Here is a 16,882-nt window from a genome sequence, read left to right on the forward strand (position 1 = left end):
GGCTAGTGAAAGCACAATTGGTCAATATACTTGTGTAATTACAGGTAATTGTAAGACCATTGTTTCTAATCCAGCATTGTTGGAAATTAGCGGCTGCCAAATACCTAATGAATTTGATCTTGCCTTACGAACTACAGTCATTGATACAAATAAAGTATTTTATGCCAATACTTTGGTTAGATATAAAACCATTGTATATAATCAGGGTAAAGAAAAAGCATACAATATTTCTGTCATAAATTATATTCCAAAAGGGATGTCTTTCGAAAATTATAAAAACTGGACATGGAAAGATAATCAATTGACAACTCAAATAGATAGTTTAGCCGCAGGAGATAGTATTAGTATAGAATTGGCTCTTAGGATTAATGCTAACCAAATATCAGGCAAAATGATAAATATTGCCGAGATTTTTGGAGCCGATAAAGATAAGTTGGGTAAGATTCATTTATTAGCCGATAGTGATAGTCGCTTCGACAGAAATTCTTCTAACGACATTGGTGGTAAAGAAGAATCAGCTACTGACAATGCTATTTTTGGTAATGGTGATGGAGAGAACGATATTGTTGGAGGAATAAACCCAGAATACGACGAAGACGATGCCGACCCTGCAACTATTTATATCCAAAGTATAAGGAAACGATGTTCAGATTTGGCCTTACGCAAACGAGTTATTCATAATAAAACGGAGATGTATTTACCTAACGAATTAGCAATATTCGAGATAACTGTCTATAATCAATGTCCAACCGCAACTGCATACAATATTGACATCATTGATTATATTCCAAAAGGCTTAGATTTTGACCTTAAAGATAGTACAAACCAAAATTGGCAAATAGGTAATAATAATGAGGTTGTTACAAGAATTGATAGCCTTGCAGGTGGAGATAGTATCAGCATTCAAATTGCTTTACGAGTGAACCATCAAACAAAACCAGGACTTTATATTACAAAAGCCGAAATTTTTGGTGCAGACTTAGATAAGTCAGGTACAAATCATCTCTTTTCCGATGCAGATAGCCGTTTTGATAAAAATTCCTTCAACGATATTGGGGGAAGAGAAAATTCTCCAACCGATGATATGATTTTAGGCGATGGTGAAGGTACTTTCGATGTTGTAAGAGGGATCAACCTTAATCATGATGAAGATGATGAAGACCCAGCCGCTATCATTGTTATACCATTTACAAACCCATGCAATGACTTAGCGATTCGCAATGAGCCAGAATATCGTTTGGTAACCCCTATGTATTTGCCAAAAGACTCAGTGAAGTTTGAAGTAACGGTTTACAATCAATGTAAAAACTGTAAAATTTATAATGTAAATGTGGTTAATTATATTCCGAAAGGAATGGAACTTGATATCAACAATCCAATCAATCAGCGTTGGAGCATTAGTATTGATACGGTCAGAAAAAGCAATGGAACTATTCGTATTGATACAAATGCAGTTACAAGTGTAGATAGTTTAACAGGTATGGAAGCTAAAACTATCGAAATTGTATTAAAAATAAAAGCAGATTCAAAACCAGGCGTTTACATCAACAAAGCTGAAATTTATAGTGCAACTACCGATTTTGCGGGATCAAATCCAATTTACTACGATAGAGACGGTACTTTCGACAGAGACCAATCTAATGATATAGGTGGCAAAGAAAACTCGCCAAACGATAATTATATTTTAGGTGATGGAAATGAGTATTATGATGTAGTCGAAGGTGTTCTTATAAAACACGATGAAGATGATGAAGATCCTGCATTGATAGTAGTTGGTGACATTAATTGTCTTGCCTTGTCGGCAGACTCGGTAAGCGGCACAAAATGGTTCGATTTCTTTGATAAAAGTGGACGTTTATTTGCCTCCATCAACCCTAATGGACAAAATCTAGGCAAAGTTTCCTTGTCGATACGCCATTATGGTAATTTATTGGCCAATATACCAGCCACTAAAAACGGAACTAAATTTATGTCTCGTTATTTTGATTTTGTAAGCTCTTTGAAAAATTCTTACGAAAATCCGGTTTCGATAAAATTGTATTTTACGGATGAGGAATTTGCCACCTACAAAAAAGCGATAAACTTAAATACATTTACCCCAAGTGACTATAGCATAGTTCGTTATGCAGGGGCTAACCAAAACTGCAGATTAGAAGATAACGATAATTTTATCGAAGGTTTCAGTGATGTAATTTACAAGGATATCACTAACGATAGTTTGTATAAGGCTTTTGCTGTGCAGTTCAACACCGATAATTTGGCAGAATTTGGAGCAACAGCCAATAAGTTCAACTTTATTAATGGTTTTAAAGCCACTAAGAAAGAAAATATAGTTTTACTTAATTGGGAATCTACATTAGAGGTAAATGGTGCTTATTATTTAATCGAAAGAAGCACCGATTGTAAACTTTTTACCAAATTGGCAAAAGTTTCGACCATAAAAGTTGGCACTTACAGCTTTACGGATAGTTCAGCTCCAACAAGTACGAATTGTTATAGGATTTCTTTTATTGATACCGACGGTACGCATAAAGTGTTAGATAATAAATCGATACAAACAGAAATTCCGAGCGGCAAAGTTTTAGATAAATCTAGAATTATTGTTCATAATGCTGAAGTTTTGCCACCAACATGTTTGATTTATCCAAATCCAATAGCAGATTTGAATAACATTAATCTTGAATTGAAAAATTTAATACCTAAAAAGGTTTCATTGAGTACAATATTTGGCACCCAGCTTGAAGTAAAACTGAAACCGACAAATGAAAACCAGTATCAGTTGCAATTAGGTTCAAACTTTGAAGTTTCAAATATTTATTATTTGGTGGTCAATGATCAATTTGGGCGAAGCTGCACAGTCAGATTTGTGATCAATCAAAATTAGAACAAATCTTAAGTCTAAGCGGATTGGAGAGTTTGACCTCCAATCCGCTTTTTTAAACCTTGCCTAGTATTCTAAGCAAATCTATAAATTGAGTTTTCTATATTCTTACAATAATGAAGGGATTTAGCCTAAATTCGTATTTACAGGGAAACTATTCAGTTTATCCTTACTTTAACATAGAATATTTTCAATCTTCAGAAATTTCAGATTTCATAATCCCAAAATAATCCTACCTTTTTACACTTTTTTTTAGGTTTTTATCGGAATTATGAAATTTTCTTCGTTATTTCGCACCCGAAAAATCACCCTCTTTGGAGACTTTTCTCCAAAAAGGCGTTTTTAAATAGAATAAAATTAATAAGCATAATGAGCATGGCATCAGTTAGACCAGATGAAGTTTCGGCAATTTTGCGTGAGCAATTGGCGGGTGCAAAAACCGAAGCAGAATTAGAAGAAGTAGGTACGGTACTCCAAATAGGTGACGGAGTGGCTCGTATTTATGGACTATCAAAAGTACAACAAGGAGAGTTGATCGTATTCGAAAACGGTCTGAAGGGACTTGCACTTAACCTTGAAGAAGACAACGTTGGAGCTGTATTGTTAGGCGACTCAGCGGGTATCAAAGAAGGTGCAATAGCAAAACGTACAGGTGAAATTGCCTCTGTAAAAGTAGGTGAAGGCATTATCGGACGTGTTGTAAACACCCTTGCAGAGCCAATCGACGGTAACGGACCTATCACTGGTGAACTTTTCGAGATGCCATTGGAAAGAAAAGCACCGGGTGTTATTTATCGTCAGCCAGTAACTGAGCCTCTTCAAACAGGTATCAAGGCAGTGGATGCGATGATTCCTATCGGTCGTGGTCAGCGTGAGTTGGTTATCGGTGACCGTCAAACTGGTAAAACTGCCGTTTGTATTGACACCATCATTAATCAAAAAGAATTCTTCGACAAAGGAGAGCCAGTTTACTGTATATATGTAGCTTGTGGTCAGAAAAACTCTACGGTTAAGGCGGTTGAGCAAACTTTGAGACGTTATGGAGCTATGGATTACACAGTAATCGTAAACGCTGGAGCTTCTGATCCATCACCTATGCAGTTCTTTGCTCCATTTACAGGTGCAGCTATTGGTGAGTATTTCAGAGATACTGGTCGTCCAGCTCTAGTTATATATGATGACTTGTCTAAACAAGCCGTTGCTTATCGTGAAGTTTCTCTATTGCTTCGTCGTCCACCAGGTCGTGAGGCCTATCCAGGAGACGTTTTCTACCTTCACTCAAGATTGTTGGAACGTGCCGCTAAAATCAACCAGTCAGACAAAATCGCTCAGGCGATGAACGACCTTCCACCTTCATTGGTTGGAAAAGTTAAAGGTGGCGGTTCATTGACAGCCCTTCCAATCATCGAAACACAAGCAGGTGACGTATCGGCATATATTCCTACTAACGTAATCTCTATTACTGACGGACAGATATTCTTGGAGTCTAACTTGTTTAACGCAGGTATTCGTCCAGCCATCAACGTGGGTATCTCCGTATCACGTGTGGGTGGTAATGCTCAGATTAAGTCAATGAAAAAAGTGGCTGGTACACTTAAGCTTGACCAAGCTCAGTTCCGTGAATTGGAAGCTTTCTCTAAGTTCGGTTCTGACCTTGACGCCGCTACCAAATTGGTAATTGAGCGTGGTCGTCGTAACCAAGAGATTTTGAAGCAAGGACAATATCAGCCAAGCCCAGTAGGCGACCAAGTAGCTATCATTTTCGGATCAATCAACGGTATCATGGACTTAGTGCCTGTTACAAGAGTGAAAGAATATGAAACTGAATTCTTGACTATCTTGAAATCAACTAAGCCAGGTATCATCGAAAACCTTTCGAAAGGTAAAATGGAGAAAGAAGATACAGATTATATCATATCTTTTGGAAAAGACTTGGCTAAGAAGTACGCTTAATTTTTGATAAGTGTTTTTAGTGAATCTAAAATCGCAAATCGTAAATCATAAATAAAGAAAATGGCTTCATTAAAAGAAGTAAGAAATAGAATAACCTCGGTAAACTCTACCATGCAAATCACCAAAGCCATGAAAATGGTGGCGGCTGCTAAGTTGAGAAGAGCTCAGGATAGAATCATTCAGATGAGACCTTATGCCAAGAAACTCAACGAGCTTATTGCTCAGGTTTCTCAAGGTACAGAGGTGGGAGCATCTAGCCCATACACGCAGGTAAGAGAAGTGAAAAACGTCCTAATCATGATGGTAACATCAGATAGAGGTCTATGTGGAGCTTTCAATACCAATGTGATCAAGGCTGCTGTTGCTTTTATCAACGAAAACTACCCTGTTCAACTCGATAAAGGCAATATTTCGGTATTGTCTTTGGGTAAAAAAGGTAGTGAAGCTTTTACCAGAAGAGGGATAAAAGTAGACAATGAGTTTACCGATATTTTCCAAAGATTAAGTTTTGATACTGCCAAAGAAGCTGCTGAAAAAGTAATGGCTGCTTTTGCTGAAGGTACCTACGACGAAGTGGTTTTGGTGTACAACGAATTCAAAAACGTTGCAACACAAATCATCAGAACAGAGAAAATCCTTCCTTTGGTAAGCGAAGAAAGCGAAGAAAAAACTTCGAACACAGATTATATCTTTGAACCATCTGAAGAAGAAATCATTCTTGAGTTGATACCAAAAGCCATCAAATTGTCAGTTTTCAAAGCTGTTTTAGACTCAAATGCCTCAGAGCATGGAGCCAGAATGACAGCGATGGACAAAGCAACAGAAAACGGTGGAGAGCTTTTGAAAGCACTGAAAATCGAATACAACCGTTCGCGTCAGGCTGCCATCACCAAAGAAATTTTGGAGATTGTTGGTGGAGCGGAAGCTTTGAAAGGAGCATAATAGTATTCATACCCATATTCAAAATGAACGTCTCGGATTATTTTCGAGGCGTTTTTTTTGTGCGTGGCATTCAGGTCGTACCTTTGTCCAAATTCTAAAAATATGCAGATTCTAAATAGACGTCCAAGAAGAAATAGAGCCACTGGTGCTATTAGAGCAATGGTTCAAGAAAATACACTCTCGGTAAACGATTTTATATTTCCGATGTTTGTGCAAGAAGGAACAGGAGCAAAAGTGGAAATCAAATCCATGCCCGGTATTTACCGATTCACTTTGGATATGCTATTGGAAGAATTGAAAGAAGTCCAATCTCTTGGAATAAAATCAATTTGCCTTTTTCCAAATTATCCAGAAAGTAAAAAGGATAAATATGGTTCTGAAAGCTTAGTTTCTGATACTTTATATCTTAAGGCTCTTTCCCAAATTAAATCTAAATTTCCCGATTTAGTCATCATGACCGATGTAGCATTGGATCCCTACAGTTCCGATGGTCACGACGGCATAGTAGAAAATGGAAAGATAGTAAACGATGAAACCGTTGAGATTTTGGTAAAAATGTCCATCGCCCAAGCGAAAGCTGGTGCAGATATCATTGGGCCATCAGACATGATGGATGGCCGTATAGGAGCCATCAGAAAAGGATTGGATGCTGAAGGGTTCACCGATGTAAGTATTATGGCTTATACCGCCAAATACGCCAGTGCATTTTATGGACCTTTCCGTGATGCTCTTGAATCTGCTCCAAAATTTGGAGACAAGAAAACTTATCAAATGAATCCTGCTAACATCAAGGAAGCCATTTTAGAGGCAGAATTAGACTTTGCTGAAGGAGCAGATATCATGATGGTAAAACCTGCATTTAGTTATTTGGACGTAATAAAAGCATTAAAAGAAAACTTTAATATTCCCATTTCAGCCTACAACGTTTCTGGCGAATATGCCATGATAAAAGCAGCCGCTCAAAACGGCTGGATAGACGGGGACAAAGCCATGATGGAAATGCTCTTAAGTATGAAGCGAGCAGGAGCCGATATTATTCTGAGCTATTTCGCCAAAGAAGTGGCGGTTTTGTTGAATGAGTGAGAATAAATCGAATCAATTATTAATCTAAAATCGCAAACCGAGTCAGTCGTCAATCCCCTCATCCTCCAATTGCTACTTTCTTCAAAATAGCTTCTACAATTTGACGGGTATTGATGCCGTCGGCTTCGGCTTCGTAGTTGAGGATAATTCGGTGATTGAATACATCGCTTACAACAGCTTTGATGTCTTCAGGTAGCACATAATCACGTTTGTCAAAGAATGCCAGAGCTTTTGCAGCTTTGTGAATGGCAATGCCAGCTCTTGGCGAAACGCCGTACTGAATATATCTCGCTTCTTCTTTCAGACCATAATCTTCAGGATTTCTGGTCGCAAAAACCAACTCCACAATGTAGCGTTCCAACATATCCGAAATCGTGATGCCGTTGATGATTTTCTTGATTTCGAGAATGTCATTTTTGCCCAAAACCGACTTTACATTTTCTTTAAAATCCATGTTGGCTATTTTGCGGATCATCTCCAACTCTGATTTTTTATCGAGATAATCTACATAGACCTTCATCATAAATCTATCCACTTGGGCTTCTGGTAGGGGATAAGTACCTTCCTGCTCCACTGGGTTTTGGGTAGCCATTACCAAGAATGGAGGGTCTAACTGAAACGATTCTTCACCAATGGTGATTTGTTTCTCAGCCATGGCCTCTAACAATGCCGATTGCACCTTCGCTGGGGCACGGTTTACTTCATCTGCCAGAATTAAGTTTGCGAATATTGGTCCTTTTTTTACCTCAAAATCACCGGATTTTTGGTTATAAATCATGGTTCCGACCAAATCCGAAGGCAATAAGTCGGGGGTGAATTGTACTCTTCTAAATCCCAAGTCCAATACTTTTGCCAGTGTGTTTACTGTCTTGGTTTTGGCCAATCCTGGAACTCCTTCAAGCAAAATATGACCGTCTGTAAACAAACCAATCAGCAATCTATTGATAAGATATTCTTGTCCGATGACCACTTTGTGAACTTCGGCGAGTACATCATCTATTTTTTTATATAAAGAATCTATTTTATTCATGGAGTAGGTTTTCAAAGATGTGAATTTAGCTAAATATATTTAAATGGGCGAATTTGAAATGAAAAACGCTCATTTTTTTGCCAGAACCATACGGTCTTTCTCGAAAAAATCTTGAATTAATTCAACCTTCGAATATCCAGCGTTTGTGAATACATCACAAGTTTCTTGTCCCAAATAACTATTTATTTCTACTAAAACATGGCCTTTATCTTCCAAGAAAGCTTGCCCTATTTCTGCAATTTTTTTGTAAAAAATCAGTGGGTCGTTATTGCTTACAAAAAGTGCCAAATGAGGTTCAAAGTTTAAGACATTCGAACGCATTTCGGGCATTTCATTCTCTTTTACATAGGGCGGATTGCTCAGGATTAAATCAAACTTCCGTTTACCAAACGGACTTTCAAAATTTAAGATATCTGCTTTTTGGATGTTTACATTTGCTTTAAGATTTTCATTATTTTTTTTTGCAATGTCTAGTGCATTTTCAGAAATATCAATAGCAAAAACTTTGGCATGTTTTATCCCCAATGCCGTACTTATAGCAATACAACCGCTACCAGTTCCTAAATCCAGAACAGATTTTGGCGAAAGACTTATGGCCTTTTGGACTAATTCTTCGGTTTCTGGTCTAGGAATAAGTACGTTTTCATTCACAAAAATTTCGTGTTCATTAAACCATGTCTTGCCTAAAATATACTGAATAGGTTCAAAGGTATTGACACGTTTTATGATGTCATCCATTCCTGATAATTGTTCTTTATAGATTGATTTTGAAGCAATTAAGTCATTTTTGGTAACGCCCAAGAGTTCATTGAAAACCATAAAAACAATCTCTTTAGCTTCTGAGGGTTCATAAGCTTTTATCTGTTCACAGCAGCGTTTGTATTCGGTTTTGAGGTCGAGCATCATAAAAAAAGGGAGAGTGTTGGCTCTCCCTTAAGTATTTTGAGTTTAGAAATTACAATTTTCTAATCCAGATATTCCTGAACTGTGTTTTGTTTCCATGGTCTTGAAGTGAAATCACATCGTCGCCATGTGCGGCAGGGTACATGTGTAAGCCAATGTAATTGGTCAAACCTGCTATGGTTGTGTTGTTTTGCACCAATACACCATTGTGTAATACCGTAATTCTGGCAGGAGCATCCACTCTTCCATCTGCTTTGAATCTCACTGCGGTGTATATAACATCGTAAGAATTCCATTCCAACGGGCTACGCATGGCGTTTACCAATGGTGGTACATCTTTGTAGATACTTCCCGCTTGGCCGTTTGCGTAAGTTCTGTTATTATAATTGTCCAAAATCTGTAGTTCATATCTGTTTTGAAGGAACAATCCACTGTTTCCACGGCCTTGTCCAGCACTTTCTACGATGTCAGGAGCACTGAATTCGATATGAATTTGACAATCTCCAAACTTCAATTTTGTTTGAATTCCACCACTTTGCGGAACAACTTCCATGTGGTCATTGTCCACTATTTTCCAAGGTGCTGGTTTTGTAATATCTTTTTGGCTAACCCATTGGTCTAGATTTTTTCCATCAAAAAGAATGATGGCGTCTGAAGGTGCATCACCTAGCTTTTTGGCTGGAGTTACTACACGCACTTCAGGTTCCCAAATCTCCGTCATCTCTGGCTTCATAGGCATTGGAGATACTTCTGGCGGCGTATTTGGATATTTATTTTGACCTATTGCAAATGTCGAAATGAGCGTAAGACAAAGGGCAGGAATGAGGTTTTGTTTTTTCATTTTTTAAAATAAGGTTATTGGATTTCAAATTTAGAACAAAAATTGATTATTCTAAATTTAAATTCACCTAATTCCTAAAGAAATAGACGAAATCAAAATTCTAGGAAAATTTTAATCTGTTTTTCAATGAAGTTTTGATAAATTGGATTGCTGAAATCGCCGTCTTTGAAATGTTGTGAAATGTTTCCAAGCTTTATTCTGAGGCCCATTACGTTGGCATTGAGATAGCTTAGTACGTCGTCTATATGGCTGAGACCGACTGCATTCCCTAGCACGCCGGATGATACACCCACCAAAGCAATTTTTTTATGGGCTAAACTGTCAGGATGTCTCAATCCATCAATGAAAGTTTTCAAAACACCTGGATAAGATCCGTTGTATTCTGGTATTACAAACACCAACTTTTGGCAAGCATCAATTTTATCTTGAAAGTTCTGAAAAGCTGAGTTTTTGCCAGCATTGCTGTAAAGTGCCGAAAAAGCAAAGTCATGAGGTAGATCTCTTAAGCTAATTGTTGTTGTTTCAAACCCCGCTTCTGTTATTTTTTTTGAATAATATTTTGCTACTTCTTCTGATTGTGAGTCGTTTCTATTTGTGCCTACTATTATTCCTATTTTGGTATTTGACATTTAAATTCTGATTTTTACGATTATTTATTCAACAAAAAATACCCTAAAGAGTTCTAAAATACTTGTTTTATGTACCAATTTGTAAAAAACGACCTGCTTTTTCTATCAAATCCAGAGAAAGCCGCCGCCAAAGCCAAGTACTTTAAAAACGGCAAAGGTGAATATGCCGAAGGTGACGTTTTTATAGGTTTGACCAATCCCGAAATTCACCAAATTTGTAAGCATTACAGAGATTTGGTAAGCTTGGAAGATATTGAAATGTTAATTAAGGACGAAATTCACGAGGTGAGATTCACGTCGTTAACTTTATTGGTTTTGAAATATAAGAAATTGAAAAAACTTGAAGAAAAAGCAACTTGTGTGGCTCTTTACCTTCGAAATATACCTTATATAAATAATTGGGACTTGGTTGATTGCTCTTCTATGTATATCCTTGGACCCTATTATTTTGAGATAAAAGACAATTCTGCTTTAGAAAATTTGGCAATAACCGGTCATCTTTGGTCAGAACGAATTGCCATTATTTCGACACATTACTATATCCGACAAGGTGATTTTGCTCTAACTTTTAAGTTTGCCGAAATGTTTCTCAACCACAAACATGATTTGATACACAAAGCAGTTGGCTGGATGTTGCGTGAAATTTGGAGTAAAGGTGGAAGTGTAGAAGTGGAAGAATTTTTGATCAAACACATCAAAACAATGCCTCGAACGGCTCTGAGATATACCATCGAAAAAATGGAAGATCACGAAAGAAAATACTTTCTAAGTCTGAAATAGTGATTTTGAGGTGTGCCATTTTGCAAAATTCGGAAGTTTCAAATCTCAGAATCTTGTCTTTTTTTGATAGGATAAAGCATAAATTTTGTACTTTTGTGTCACTTTAAGCAGTTTACCTACTTCAGCAGACAGAAAATACAAGAAAAACTTAATTTAATTCTAAAAATTTATTTATGAGCCAATCTTTGATCAAACCGGGCGTAGTTACAGGCGAAGCACTCAACCAATTGTTGCGTCATGCCAACGAAAATAATTATGCCCTTCCTGCGGTGAACGTTGTAGGAACTAACTCTATCAATGCAGTATTAGAAACGGCCAAAGCCGTAAATTCTCCAGTTATAATTCAGTTTTCGAATGGTGGAGGTATATTTTATGCAGGAAAAAGCCTTTCTAACGAAGGTCAAAAAGCTGCCATTGCGGGTTCTATCTCAGGAGCTTTGCATATTCACCAAATGGCTGAGCATTATGGTGTGCCGGTTGTTTTACATACTGACCACTGTGCTAAGAAATTGTTGCCTTGGATAGACGGACTTTTAGACGCAAGTGAGAAGCACTTTGCGGCTACAGGTAGCCCATTGTTTAGCTCACACATGATTGACCTTTCTGAGGAGCCAATCGAAGAAAACATCGAAATTTGTGCGAAATATTTAGAGAGAATGTCTAAAATGGGCATGACTTTGGAAATTGAATTGGGTGTAACGGGCGGTGAAGAAGATGGCGTAGATAACTCAGATGTAGACAGTTCAAAACTATATACACAACCTTCAGAAGTAGCATATGCTTACGAAGAATTGGGTAAAATTTCTCCAAACTTCACTATCGCAGCGGCATTTGGTAATGTTCATGGTGTTTACAAGCCAGGTAACGTTTCATTGCAACCAATTATCTTGAAAAACTCGCAAGATTACATCATCGAGAAATACGGAACGGGTGAATTGCCAGTAAACTTTGTATTCCATGGTGGATCAGGCTCTAGCCGTGCCGAAATCAGAGAGGCGATAGAATACGGTGCCGTGAAAATGAATATCGATACCGACATGCAGTGGAGTACTTGGGAAGGTATTTTGAAATATTACAAAGAGAAAGAAGGATATCTTCAGTCACAGTTGGGTAACCCTGAGGGTGCTGACTCTCCAAACAAAAAATATTACGACCCACGTGTGTGGTTGCGTAAAGGCGAAGAAACCATGGTAGCAAGACTAAAAGTGGCTTTCGAAGACTTGAATTGTATCAATCGTTGTGAGGGATTGTATTGATCCTTTGTAAATTATATATTTCCCCATCATTTCTGGTTTTCTAAGATGATGGGGATTTTTTTGTGGAAAGAGCTTATTTCAAAAACCATTTATTCAAAATATTACTATGAAAAACAGAAGAGAATTTATCAAAAAAGCGGCCATATTAAGTGCTTTGCCAGCTACAGCAACATTGGCAAACACAGCCAAATCAAAAGAGTTATTTATACATCACGTATATTTTTACCTAAAACAAGACTCTCCAGAAAACCGTGCGAAACTTACTGAAGGCTTATTGAAACTATCAAAAGTACCCACCATCAGACAGTTTCATATTGGCGAGCCAGCTTCAACTACTCGCTCGGTAATAGTAAGAGACTATGCCATTTCATGGATGTGTTTCTTTGATAATCTAGAAGAAGAAGAGGTCTATCAAGCACATCCTATTCACCTAAAATTCATTGAAGATTACGCTTATCTGTGGTCAAAAGTGAATGTTTATGATTCTGTTGGACCTAGGAGGTGAATCATTTAAAAAATATATTTCCTGAAAAGTCCATTTACAAATGGGCTTTTTTTGTTTTATATAGCTCTCAATACATAAACCCCAACAACCACAACGGCAAACTATTCCCGTAGCCATATTCAATTTCATCTAAGGCCAAAAAAGCATTAGAAATTCCTGAAATTTGTTTTTGGGTTTTGTTTCTTCCACCTACTTCAAAGGTCCATTTGTTGTTGACCATAAAATCTCCTTTTTCGGTGTAATTTACTTTATGTCCAGCACTTTCGAGCATATTTATAAAAAATGTCTCTCGTATAGTTCCCATTTCGGGCTGGTTTTCTGAGAATACAAACTGCAAATTGGTATTGTGCAGGAATATTTTTTCTGGTTTGTTCAAAATCGTAATATTGGTGCTGCTGTGGTATAGGCCATATATCAGTTTAGCAGCTTCCAGCATTTTTAGCATTTCGTACAGTTTTGGTCTTGTGGTGCCTACTTGCTCTGCTAGTTTGGTAATGTTGGGCTTAAATGGCACACTTTGGGCAATAATGTACAGCAGTTTTTTCAATTGACTCAAAGTTGAAAACTCCACAGGTAGGGCATTGGGTATATCTGTGTCTATGATGAGGTTCACGGTTTGTTTTAGTCGTATATCCACCAAGTTTGTTTCCTTAAAAAACGGATAAGCTCCAGATTTTAAATACTCTTTGAAAAATACCAATGGGTTTTCAAGTTTGGTTTTTAAGTCTTTTGCTATTTCCACATGATTGGCTAGAACCTCATCAAGCATATATTTTGGAAGAATTTGCCCATATTTTATTCCCAGAAATTCTCTAAACGAAAGCTCAGGCAAGTAATAATTCAGTACGCGTCTGCTCAAATCTGCATTCGATTTTTGTAATTCCAAAATTGATGAGCCTGTAAACAGCATTTTCAGATTTGGCATCAAATCGTAGATATTCTTTATTTCCCTGCTCCAATCGGGGTATTTGTGGACTTCATCCATCAGCAATAGTTTTCCGCCGTTTTGCAAGAAAGTTCGAGCGGTCTCTACCAAAGTATGTTGTTTGAAATAAATATCGTCTAGCGTGATATAGAGAGCTTCGTCTGCTTTGAAATTTTCTTTCAGGTGTTGTAGAAAAATCGTGCTTTTGCCTGTACCTCTCGCACCCATGAGCATGATGGCTCTTTCGTCCCACGGCAGTGCTTCGTAAAGAGAACGTTTAAAGTCCAGATTTACCTTTTCTAATACCCTGTTTTGACTTTCAAATAGCTCTTGCATCTTCTATTTTACAATATTGTATTTTCAAAGATACAAAAAGTATTCCAAAGTGTATTATTAAAAGTACAAAATGTTGGTAAAAATGTATTTTATAAAATACAAAAAGTATATAAAAGTGTATTTTGAAAAATACAAAAAGGTCTTTTTTAGAAAATTGTTATAAAAAGAAGAATGATGTTTGGCTATTTACCAGTTCTCTACCAAACTATTGATTTTATCCAACAAAAACTTCGTTTTAGGCCCAATAGCACCGTTTCCAATGATGTTCTCATCGATTTTAGAAATCGGCAAAACACGCTTAGTAGTGCTTGTAGTAAAAACTTCCTCAGCATCGAGGGTTTCTTGAAAACCTACTGAACGTAGCTCTATCTCAAAATCATTTTTGGCTAATTCCAAAACAGTTTTACGGGTAATTCCTTCCAAAATGTTTTTATCTGGCGTAATGAGTTTATTGCCATTTACTATAAAAACATTGCTGCGGCTGAGCTCACTGATTTCACCGTTTTTGTGAAATAACACATCGGCCGCACTGTTAGCTTTTAGCTCACTTTGCAGAATCATATAGTGCTTATAGTCAATGCTTTTTATAGTCGGCAAGTCTCTTACATACTCGTAAGACATTACTTTTATTCCCGTTTCATAGTCTTTTGGTGAAGAAAAATGTAATGACTCAGAAATAATCATCAGATTGGGTTTGGCGGAAGTCACAGAGTCAAAAGTATAACCACCAGTCAACAAAAATCTTATGGCCACCTCTCCCTCACCGTGCAATTTTATCAAAGAAAGAACTACTTCATTTGCTTCTTCTTTGGAAATTGGATTCGGTATTTTTAGCAATTTGGCGGAGCGTTCGTAGCGTTCCCAATACCAGTCCCACTGAAACGGTTTTTGGTTGTAAGTTCTGAAATAATCAAACAGCCCATAGCCTCGCATCAGGCCAAGGTCGTTGATGTTTATTTGCGTGGCGTTTGCCTCGGTTATTTTTCCATTAAACCAACAGTGGTGCATTGTTATTGAAGTTTACGGTACTTAATTCTTTTAGGAGTGAGGTCATTGCCCATGCGTTTGCGGTGGTTTTCTTCATATTCTGAGAAGTTTCCTTCAAACCAAACCACGTTGGAGTCACCCTCAAAAGCCAAAATGTGTGTAGCGATTCTGTCTAAGAACCACCTATCGTGAGAGATGACTACTGCACAGCCTGCAAAGTTTTCAAGTGCCTCTTCTAAGGCTCTTAAGGTATTGATATCCAAGTCATTGGTAGGTTCATCTAAAAGCAAAAGATTACCACCTTCTTTGAGCATCATGGCCAGGTGAACTCTGTTTCTTTCACCTCCAGAAAGTATACCAATTTTCTTTTCTTGGTCTGAACCTCCAAAGTTAAATTTACTCACATAAGCTCGGGCGTTCACTTGCTTGTTGCCCAACATTATCCAGTCGTTTCCACCAGAAATTAACTCATAAACTGTTTTATTAGCATCTAATTGATCGTGTTCTTGATCAACATAGGCCAATTTTACAGTATCACCCACGTCAAAAGTACCCTCTAATGGTTTTAATTGACCTGTAATGAGCTTGAAAAGCGTAGTTTTACCTGCACCGTTCGGTCCAATAATTCCGACAATTCCAGCAGGAGGCAATGAGAAGTTTAAATTTTCATAAAGCAACCTGTCTTCAAAGCCCATTTTTATGCCTGTTGCTTCAATTACTTTGTTACCCAGCCTTGGTCCTGGTGGTATAAACAACTCAAGTTTTTCTTCTTTCTCCTTTACGTCTTGGTTCAACAAATTATCGTAAGCATTCAACCTTGCTTTACCTTTTGCAGACCTGCCTTTCGGACTCATTTTTACCCACTCAAGTTCTCGTTCCAAAGATTTTTGCCTCTTTGATTGCGACTTTTCTTCTTGAGCCAATCTGTTCTGTTTTTGCTCCAGCCACGACGAATAATTACCCTTCCAAGGGATACCTTCACCACGGTCTAGTTCTAAAATCCAACCTGCTACATTGTCCAAAAAATACCTATCGTGGGTTACGGCAATAACGGTTCCTTTGTATTGGTTAAGGTATTGCTCTAGCCACAATACTGACTCGGCATCCAAGTGGTTGGTTGGTTCATCAAGTAGCAGTACATCAGGCTGTTGTAAGAGTAATCGGCACAATGCAACTCGTCTTTTTTCACCTCCAGATAGTGTGCTAATCTTAGCCTCGCTCGGTGGACAACGAAGTGCATCCATGGCTCTTTCCAAGCGGCTGTCAAGCTCCCAAGCGTCAGCTGCATCGAGTTTTTCTTGCACATCGCCTTGGCGTTCCATTAGCTTGTCAAAATCTGCATCTGGATCAGCAAAAGCTTCATTTATTTCGTCAAATTCTTTGAGAAGATTTACAATTTCTTGTACGCCTTCTTCTACAATTTCTTTCACCGTTTTGTTGGGGTCAAGTTGCGGCTCTTGTTCCAGCATTCCTACCGAATAACCTGGTGAAAAAACCACTTCGCCATTGATGTTTTTGTCTATGCCCGCAATTACTCTCAGAAGCGTCGATTTACCCGATCCATTCAGACCCAAAACGCCAATTTTGGCACCATAAAAAAACGAAAGATATATATTTTTTAATACTTGTCTTTGGGGTGGAATGATCTTGCTCACACCGGCCATCGAAAAGATTATTTGCTCACTCATATCAAATTTTTAGTAAATATTAAAACTGCAATATTAATTTTTTACACAAATATCGTTACCTTACTTTGTAATATGCAAAAAAACTGCGATTTTTACATTTTTAAAACCATTTTTACAAAACAAAAAGTAGCCACTCCTTAAAT

13 protein-coding genes and 1 pseudogene are annotated in these 16,882 nt (G+C 37.6%); 7 read left to right on the forward strand and 7 right to left on the reverse strand.

The annotated features are described in order from the left end of the window. The 4 genes and pseudogenes from EGI24_RS17505 to hemB form a co-directional block, all read left to right on the forward strand. Window positions 1-2,884 (forward strand): annotated as a pseudogene (locus EGI24_RS17505) (DUF11 domain-containing protein); the annotation flags it as partial. Window positions 2,885-3,256: 372 nt separating this feature from the next. Next, window positions 3,257-4,834 carry a F0F1 ATP synthase subunit alpha gene (gene atpA, locus EGI24_RS17510; protein ID WP_255049843.1) on the forward strand — a complete coding sequence of 526 codons (1,578 nt, stop codon included), beginning with the start codon at window positions 3,257-3,259 and terminating at the stop codon, window positions 4,832-4,834. A gap of 60 nt (window positions 4,835-4,894) precedes the next feature. After that, complete coding sequence (gene atpG, locus EGI24_RS17515; protein WP_255049844.1) at window positions 4,895-5,776, forward strand: ATP synthase F1 subunit gamma; 882 nt, start codon at window positions 4,895-4,897, stop codon at window positions 5,774-5,776. 102 nt (window positions 5,777-5,878) lie between these two features. Beyond that, complete coding sequence (hemB, locus tag EGI24_RS17520; protein ID WP_255049845.1) at window positions 5,879-6,859, forward strand: porphobilinogen synthase; 981 nt, start codon at window positions 5,879-5,881, stop codon at window positions 6,857-6,859. Between the two features lie 58 nt (window positions 6,860-6,917). Here hemB and EGI24_RS17525 read toward each other — a convergent pair whose 3' ends face one another. The 4 genes from EGI24_RS17525 to EGI24_RS17540 form a co-directional block, all read right to left on the reverse strand. After that, window positions 6,918-7,889, reverse strand: a complete 972-nt coding sequence (locus EGI24_RS17525; protein ID WP_255049846.1) for a MoxR family ATPase — start codon at window positions 7,887-7,889, stop codon at window positions 6,918-6,920. A gap of 69 nt (window positions 7,890-7,958) precedes the next feature. Continuing rightward, window positions 7,959-8,795 carry a peptide chain release factor N(5)-glutamine methyltransferase gene (gene prmC / locus EGI24_RS17530; protein WP_255049847.1) on the reverse strand — a complete coding sequence of 279 codons (837 nt, stop codon included), beginning with the start codon at window positions 8,793-8,795 and terminating at the stop codon, window positions 7,959-7,961. Between the two features lie 49 nt (window positions 8,796-8,844). Beyond that, the gene (locus EGI24_RS17535) at window positions 8,845-9,633 is read right to left on the reverse strand and encodes a DUF1080 domain-containing protein (protein WP_255049849.1); all 789 of its coding nucleotides are present in this window, start codon (window positions 9,631-9,633) and stop codon (window positions 8,845-8,847) included. Window positions 9,634-9,725: 92 nt separating this feature from the next. Then, window positions 9,726-10,262 carry an NADPH-dependent FMN reductase gene (locus EGI24_RS17540; protein ID WP_255049850.1) on the reverse strand — a complete coding sequence of 179 codons (537 nt, stop codon included), beginning with the start codon at window positions 10,260-10,262 and terminating at the stop codon, window positions 9,726-9,728. A 69-nt stretch (window positions 10,263-10,331) separates the two neighbouring features. On the opposite strand from EGI24_RS17540, the gene EGI24_RS17545 reads away from it, so the two are divergent. From EGI24_RS17545 to EGI24_RS17555, 3 genes are all read left to right on the forward strand, one after another. Next, a complete protein-coding gene (locus tag EGI24_RS17545; protein WP_255049851.1) occupies window positions 10,332-11,042 on the forward strand; it encodes a DNA alkylation repair protein in 711 nt (236 codons plus the stop codon). A 173-nt stretch (window positions 11,043-11,215) separates the two neighbouring features. After that, window positions 11,216-12,298: a class II fructose-bisphosphate aldolase gene (gene fbaA, locus EGI24_RS17550; RefSeq protein ID WP_255049852.1), complete on the forward strand. Its 1,083-nt coding sequence runs from the start codon at window positions 11,216-11,218 to the stop codon at window positions 12,296-12,298. 106 nt (window positions 12,299-12,404) lie between these two features. Then, complete coding sequence (locus tag EGI24_RS17555) at window positions 12,405-12,803, forward strand: Dabb family protein (RefSeq protein WP_255049853.1); 399 nt, start codon at window positions 12,405-12,407, stop codon at window positions 12,801-12,803. 67 nt (window positions 12,804-12,870) lie between these two features. Here the strand turns inward: EGI24_RS17555 and EGI24_RS17560 are convergent, their stop codons facing one another. The 3 genes from EGI24_RS17560 to ettA all read right to left on the reverse strand — a co-directional run bounded on the left by EGI24_RS17560 (window position 12,871) and on the right by ettA (window position 16,739). Further along, window positions 12,871-14,064 carry an ATP-binding protein gene (locus EGI24_RS17560; protein WP_255049854.1) on the reverse strand — a complete coding sequence of 398 codons (1,194 nt, stop codon included), beginning with the start codon at window positions 14,062-14,064 and terminating at the stop codon, window positions 12,871-12,873. A gap of 186 nt (window positions 14,065-14,250) precedes the next feature. Further along, window positions 14,251-15,072 (reverse strand): aminotransferase class IV, encoded by an 822-nt coding sequence (locus EGI24_RS17565; protein WP_255049855.1) that lies wholly within the window; start codon window positions 15,070-15,072, stop codon window positions 14,251-14,253. Window positions 15,073-15,074: 2 nt separating this feature from the next. After that, window positions 15,075-16,739 carry an energy-dependent translational throttle protein EttA gene (gene ettA, locus EGI24_RS17570; protein ID WP_255049856.1) on the reverse strand — a complete coding sequence of 555 codons (1,665 nt, stop codon included), beginning with the start codon at window positions 16,737-16,739 and terminating at the stop codon, window positions 15,075-15,077. Window positions 16,740-16,882: the final 143 nt, after the last annotated feature.

The organism is Lacihabitans sp. CS3-21, from assembly GCF_024343675.1.
In the GTDB taxonomy this organism is placed as follows: Bacteria; Bacteroidota; Bacteroidia; order Cytophagales; family Spirosomataceae; genus Leadbetterella.

What these genes read in the sequence shown, in the direction of transcription:
- atpA (WP_255049843.1), top strand. Translation starts at nt 3,257, where the DNA reads ATGGCATCAGTTAGACCAGATGAAGTTTCGGCAATTTTGCGTGAGCAA.
- atpG (WP_255049844.1), top strand. Translation starts at nt 4,895, where the DNA reads ATGGCTTCATTAAAAGAAGTAAGAAATAGAATAACCTCGGTAAACTCT.
- hemB (WP_255049845.1), top strand. Translation starts at nt 5,879, where the DNA reads ATGCAGATTCTAAATAGACGTCCAAGAAGAAATAGAGCCACTGGTGCT.
- EGI24_RS17525 (WP_255049846.1), bottom strand. Translation starts at nt 7,889, where the DNA reads ATGAATAAAATAGATTCTTTATATAAAAAAATAGATGATGTACTCGCC.
- prmC (WP_255049847.1), bottom strand. Translation starts at nt 8,795, where the DNA reads ATGATGCTCGACCTCAAAACCGAATACAAACGCTGCTGTGAACAGATA.
- EGI24_RS17535 (WP_255049849.1), bottom strand. Translation starts at nt 9,633, where the DNA reads ATGAAAAAACAAAACCTCATTCCTGCCCTTTGTCTTACGCTCATTTCG.
- EGI24_RS17540 (WP_255049850.1), bottom strand. Translation starts at nt 10,262, where the DNA reads ATGTCAAATACCAAAATAGGAATAATAGTAGGCACAAATAGAAACGAC.
- EGI24_RS17545 (WP_255049851.1), top strand. Translation starts at nt 10,332, where the DNA reads ATGTACCAATTTGTAAAAAACGACCTGCTTTTTCTATCAAATCCAGAG.
- fbaA (WP_255049852.1), top strand. Translation starts at nt 11,216, where the DNA reads ATGAGCCAATCTTTGATCAAACCGGGCGTAGTTACAGGCGAAGCACTC.
- EGI24_RS17555 (WP_255049853.1), top strand. Translation starts at nt 12,405, where the DNA reads ATGAAAAACAGAAGAGAATTTATCAAAAAAGCGGCCATATTAAGTGCT.
- EGI24_RS17560 (WP_255049854.1), bottom strand. Translation starts at nt 14,064, where the DNA reads ATGCAAGAGCTATTTGAAAGTCAAAACAGGGTATTAGAAAAGGTAAAT.
- EGI24_RS17565 (WP_255049855.1), bottom strand. Translation starts at nt 15,072, where the DNA reads ATGCACCACTGTTGGTTTAATGGAAAAATAACCGAGGCAAACGCCACG.
- ettA (WP_255049856.1), bottom strand. Translation starts at nt 16,739, where the DNA reads ATGAGTGAGCAAATAATCTTTTCGATGGCCGGTGTGAGCAAGATCATT.